This window comes from Granulicatella sp. HMSC31F03 (genome assembly GCF_001807725.1).
GTDB classification, from domain to species: domain Bacteria; phylum Bacillota; class Bacilli; order Lactobacillales; family Aerococcaceae; genus Granulicatella; species Granulicatella adiacens.
This window is the reverse complement of record NZ_KV790840.1, coordinates 1-1,849: the sequence shown is the minus strand read 5'-3', so window position 1 is coordinate 1,849 and position 1,849 is coordinate 1. Positions and strand designations below refer to the sequence as shown.

Below are 1,849 nucleotides of genomic sequence, written 5' to 3'. Positions count from 1 at the left end.
GCCAACCTTGATCAGAATGGAGAATCAATCCATTAACATCAGGGAATTTTTTGAAAGCTCTATTTAACATCCTTTGAACCTGTTCTAAGTTGGGACTTAAAGAAAGATCATAGGAGATTATTTCATTAGAAGACATATCTAAAATTGGAGAAAAGAAACATTTTCCCCAAGGGAAAGTGAATTGAGATACATCTGTACTCCATTTTTGAAGTGGCCTATCGGTCGTGAAATCTCTGTTAATAATATTATCAGCAACTTTTCCAACATTACCTTGATAAGAATGGTATTTTTCTTTAGGTCGTTTTCCAAACAATCCATTTACATGCATAAGACGTTGAACTCTTTTATGATTAACTACGTGACCTTTACGGCAAAGTTCTTGGTAAATTCTTCTAACGCCATATCTACCTTTATTTTCATGAAATATTTTTTTGATTTCTGATAATAAAACACCATTCTTCTCAGCCACAGCATCAATTTTATTCAATTCGAAATAGTAAGTAGATTTAGCCATTTTCATCGCTTTAAGAAGATGTTTTAGTTATTATCCTACTTCTCGTAATTCCTTGATGATCGCTGCTTTCTCGCCTTGAGAAGCGCAGCTTCCTGTTCTTCTCTCAAGGTTCTCATTTTTTTATAACAGCAATTTCAGCTTCTAAATATGCATTTCGTTCACGTAATCGAACTAATTCTTCTCGTTCGGATTCTGAAAGGTTATCAGGTATAGCTTTTTTATTCATAATAGGCTCCTTAGATAATGGTCGTCCTCTTTTCTTATTCTTTAAACCATTATATCCATAAGTTTTATACTTGTGAACCCAAGAACCTAATAATCCTTCACTTATTCCCGCTGAAAAAGCAACCTCTGTTAGAGCTTTTCCATTTAAAACCTGTAAAACAAATGTCAATTTTTCTTCTACCGTCCAATTTCTTTGTTTTTTAACACGCTCCAATCCTTTAGGACCATGAATCCTTTCAATTTTATCCCAATTCAATATTTTTCTTTGAAAACTCCTCTTCATAACTTTTTCAGGTGTCTCAGCCCATATTCCTTGTCGATATAATTCGACACATTTCATTTTGAATTCGAATGAGTAACGCATAATAAATACCCCCTTTACTGGTTTGTCCAGTAAAGGGGGTACATATCATCACTAGCCCGCTTTTTTTAATCTTTAATTTTCTTGATTTTATATCTCTCCAATTGTACTCTGAATTCTTCCATCGTTTCGGTCAAAATTATCGATTTGGTTTAGAAATTATTTATTGGTTAACCTCATCTTTAATTAGTCTTTCTGCACATTCATTCAGTTTGCTCGCTGTTTCAAAAGAAATGTTTTTCAATTCTCTAGTTCCATTTATTAGTCTCGCAACGATAGACTGTGAAATACCACTCTCTTTAGCAATTCGATATCCCGAATAATTTTCAAATAACCATAGTATTTTTTCTTCATCCGCTCTTAACATCATTTCCTCCTATTTTTCCATAATATTTAATAATAATCCATTCAATTGCCTTCTTATGACACCTGCAAACCATACAATTAAAGCTACCACTTAAATAAAAGTTATAGTTTCACCTTAATTTCCTCTTTCTATATAGTACAATCGAGGAGAGAAAGGTTATCCTTGCCCTCTTGAAAAACGTCATGTCCTTCTTTTGCAGGTTGGGTTTTCTCGTTTTTATGTGGTTTTGTATCACTCTTTTAATCCATTATTTGAGCAAACTCTTCTTATTTACTAGAAAAAGGAGTTTGTTCTATTCTTTTTATTATTTATCAAAACAAAAAGCCTACTTTTCAGTAGGCTTAAGCGATGACCCGTACGGGACTCGAACCCGTGTTACCGC

The 1,849-nt window shown here is 33.4% G+C and carries 3 protein-coding genes; all 3 read right to left on the bottom strand.

Going from position 1 to position 1,849, the window contains the following annotated elements:
* On the bottom strand, positions 1–514 hold a 514-nt coding region (locus tag HMPREF3106_RS00775), incomplete at its 3' end, for an IS3 family transposase (RefSeq protein WP_168160680.1).
* 112 nt (positions 515–626) lie between these two features.
* The gene (locus tag HMPREF3106_RS00770; protein ID WP_246827490.1) at positions 627–1,103 is read right to left on the bottom strand and encodes a transposase; all 477 of its coding nucleotides are present in this window, start codon (positions 1,101–1,103) and stop codon (positions 627–629) included.
* Between the two features lie 160 nt (positions 1,104–1,263).
* Positions 1,264–1,467 carry a helix-turn-helix domain-containing protein gene (locus tag HMPREF3106_RS00765; protein WP_070443791.1) on the bottom strand — a complete coding sequence of 68 codons (204 nt, stop codon included), beginning with the start codon at positions 1,465–1,467 and terminating at the stop codon, positions 1,264–1,266.
* Between the last annotated feature and the right edge of the window lie 382 nt (positions 1,468–1,849).

What these genes read in the sequence shown, in the direction of transcription:
- HMPREF3106_RS00770 (WP_246827490.1), bottom strand. Translation starts at nt 1,103, where the DNA reads ATGCGTTACTCATTCGAATTCAAAATGAAATGTGTCGAATTATATCGA.
- HMPREF3106_RS00765 (WP_070443791.1), bottom strand. Translation starts at nt 1,467, where the DNA reads ATGTTAAGAGCGGATGAAGAAAAAATACTATGGTTATTTGAAAATTAT.